Below are 2929 nucleotides of genomic sequence, written 5' to 3' on the forward strand. Positions count from 1 at the left end.
GGCGTACAGGACGGGCCGCGGCAGGGCGGGGCGGCGAGACTCGCAGGCATGGACGCCTCCGCCACGCGCCGCGCCGGGACCGCACTCGCCTGCTGCCTCGCCCTCGCCGTCCTGCCCGCCTGCCAGGCGGCGGTCCCGCACGCGGCCCCGGGCCGGGGCCAGGAGGCGCGCGCCCCGCACGCGCCGGCCGCCCCGCGGGACCTGGAGGAGGGCTACATCCAGGTCGTCCGCGACGCCCTGCCCTCCGTCGTCCAGGTGCAGGCGTCCGGCGACCTCGGCTCCGGCATCGTCTACGACGACCAGGGGCACATCGTCACCAACGCCCACGTCGTCGGGGACGAGGAGCGGTTCCGGGTGACCACCGCCCAGGCCGGCGCGCCGCTGACCGCGCGGCTGGTGTCGTCCTTCCCCGAGCAGGACCTCGCGGTGATCAAGCTGGAACGGATGCCCGAGGGGCTGCGGCCCGCGGAGTTCGGCGACTCCTCCGAGGTGCAGGTCGGGCAGATCGTGCTGGCGATGGGCTCGCCGCTGGGGCTGTCCTCCAGCGTCACCCAGGGAATCGTCTCCGCCACCGGACGCACCGTCAGCGAGACCGCGGACGGGGGCGGCACCGGCGCGACCATCCCCAACATGATCCAGACCTCGGCCGCCATCAACCCCGGCAACAGCGGGGGAGCGCTGGTCGACCTGGACGGGAAGGTCATCGGCATCCCCACCCTCGCCGCCTCCGACCCGAGCCTGGGCGGCGGCGAGGCGGCCGCGGGCATCGGCTTCGCCATCCCGTCGTCCATGGTGCGCACGGTGGCCGACCAGATCATCGACCAGGGGCGGGTCACCCACACGGGGCGGGCCGCGCTCGGCATCACCGGCCGCACCGTGGTCGACCGGAACAACCGGGCCACCGGCGTGGCGATCGTCGAGGTGACGAGCGGCTGGGCCGCGGCCGACGCGGGGATGCGGGCCGGGGACGTCATCACCCGGCTGGGCAACCGTCAGATCACCACCATCACCTCGCTCACCGAGACGCTGGCCACCATGCGGCCGGGCGACGAGGTGACCGTCGCCTACCGGCGGGACGGCGACGACCGCACGGTGCGGGTGACGCTGGGCGAGCAGTGACGCGCGGGCGGCCGGGGGCCGACGGGCCGCCCCCGGCCGTCCTGCGGGGGTGTCAGGCCCCGGCGTTCTCGGTGCTCGCGGCGTCCTCGCCGTCCCCGGCGCCGTCGGTGTCCTCGGCGCGCAGGCTCATCGGGCCGTAGATCTCCGCCTCGTCCTCGAAGAGCCGCACCTGCTCGGCGCCGCCCTCCAGCAGGTCCCGCCAGTGCTCGCCCAGCCAGGACTCCGCGTCGCCCTGCGTGGTGAACTCCTCCGGCTCCACCGCGGGGTCGACCTCGGTGCCGTCGGCCTTCTCGAACCGCCAAATCCATGCCACCACGTGCGCCTCCAGGGTTGCGGGTCCGGCTTGTGATGCCGTCGTCAGGAGCTTAGGGGGTGCCCAGGTCCTGATCGTTCCCGGTCGCGCGGCTCCTGCAACATCGGCGGCCCCACCGGTCGCGCCCGCACCCCGAGGAGGACGCCGCGCCGCCGAACAGACGGTGGCGGGCGCGCGGTCCGCGCGGCGGACGGGACAATCGGTCCGTGGACGTCACTCTGCTCGGCACCGGAGCCCCCAGCGGGCTGCCCCGCCCCGGCTGCCCCTGCGCCGCCTGCGCCGTCGCCCTCGGCCCGGACGCCCGGGCCGCGACCTCGCTGCTCGTGGACGGCACGCTGCTGCTCGACCTGATCCCCGGGGCCGCCTTCGCCGCCGCCCGTTCGGGGCACTCGCTGAACGGCGTGCGGCAGGTGCTGCTCACCCACCCGCACGACGGTCCCGCCGTCGAGGTGCCGCCGGGGCTGCCGCAGCCCGGGCGGGTGCCGGACGGGCGGGAGCTCGCGCTGCTCACCGGGCACCGGGTGCGGGCGCTGGCCATGGACGCCCCGGGCACCGGCTACGCGGTGACCGGGCCCGACGGCCACCGGCTGCTGTACCTGCCGCCGGGGTGCGGGCCGGCCGGGCTCGAGGAGAGCGCCGAGCCGTACGAGATGGTGCTGGCCGACGTGACCCACCGTCCGGACGCGCTGGGCCGCCTGCGGGCGGCGGGCGCGGTCGGTCCCACCACGGACGTGATCGCGGTGCACGTCGACCACGACGTGCCGCCCGGCGCCGAACTGCGGCGCCGGCTGGCCGCGGCGGGGGCGAGGGCGGTGCCGGACGGGGCGACGCTGACGGTGGGGACGTACGAGAACGTGCCCGACCTGCCGAGGCGCACCCTGGTGCTGGGCGGCGCGCGGTCCGGCAAGTCGGTCGAGGCGGAACGGCGGCTGGAGGCGTTCCCCGAGGTGGTGTACGTGGCCACCGGCGGGGCGCGGGGCGGCGACTCCGAGTGGGCGGAACGGGTCCGGCTGCACCGGGACCGGCGGCCCGCCTCCTGGCGGACGCTGGAGACCTGCGACCTCGGCCCGCTGCTCGAGGACCACGACGGGCCGCCGCTGCTGATCGACTGTCTGGCGCTGTGGCTCACCGACGCGATGGACGCGGTCGGCGCGTGGGACGACGCGGAGTGGGCGGGCGGCGGCCAGCGGGAGCTGCGGGCGCGGGTGACCGGGCTGGCGGCGGCGTTGCGGGCGACGCGGCGGACGGTGGTGACGGTCTCCAACGAGGTCGGCTCCGGGATCGTGCCGGCGACGGCGTCGGGGCGGCGGTACCGGGACGAGCTGGGGCGGCTGAACGCGGCGGTCGCCGCGGAGTGCGAACACGTCCTCCTCGTGGTGGCCGGCCAGCCCCTCACCCTCCGCGGCTCCTTCTAGTCCGCCGGCCCTCCGAGCGCCGCGTGACGTTCCCCTGCCTCACCCCGGCAGGCGGGCGAGGAGGGGGTGCCAGGGGGTGGAG

3 protein-coding genes are annotated in these 2929 nt (G+C 76.7%); 2 read left to right on the forward strand and 1 reads right to left on the reverse strand.

What is annotated here, in order from left to right:
• Nucleotides 1-48 precede the first annotated feature (48 nt).
• Entirely contained in the window at nucleotides 49-1119 is a 1071-nt protein-coding gene (locus ACOV8S_RS11005) for a S1C family serine protease (protein ID WP_448317602.1), read from the forward strand.
• 52 nt (nucleotides 1120-1171) lie between these two features.
• Here the strand turns inward: ACOV8S_RS11005 and ACOV8S_RS11010 are convergent, their stop codons facing one another.
• A complete protein-coding gene (locus tag ACOV8S_RS11010) occupies nucleotides 1172-1435 on the reverse strand; it encodes a hypothetical protein (protein WP_448317603.1) in 264 nt (87 codons plus the stop codon).
• A 203-nt stretch (nucleotides 1436-1638) separates the two neighbouring features.
• Here ACOV8S_RS11010 and ACOV8S_RS11015 point away from each other — a divergent pair, with 203 nt between their 5' ends.
• A complete protein-coding gene (locus tag ACOV8S_RS11015) occupies nucleotides 1639-2847 on the forward strand; it encodes a bifunctional adenosylcobinamide kinase/adenosylcobinamide-phosphate guanylyltransferase (protein WP_448317604.1) in 1209 nt (402 codons plus the stop codon).
• Nucleotides 2848-2929: the final 82 nt, after the last annotated feature.

Source organism: Streptomyces sp. CO7 (assembly GCF_053474865.1).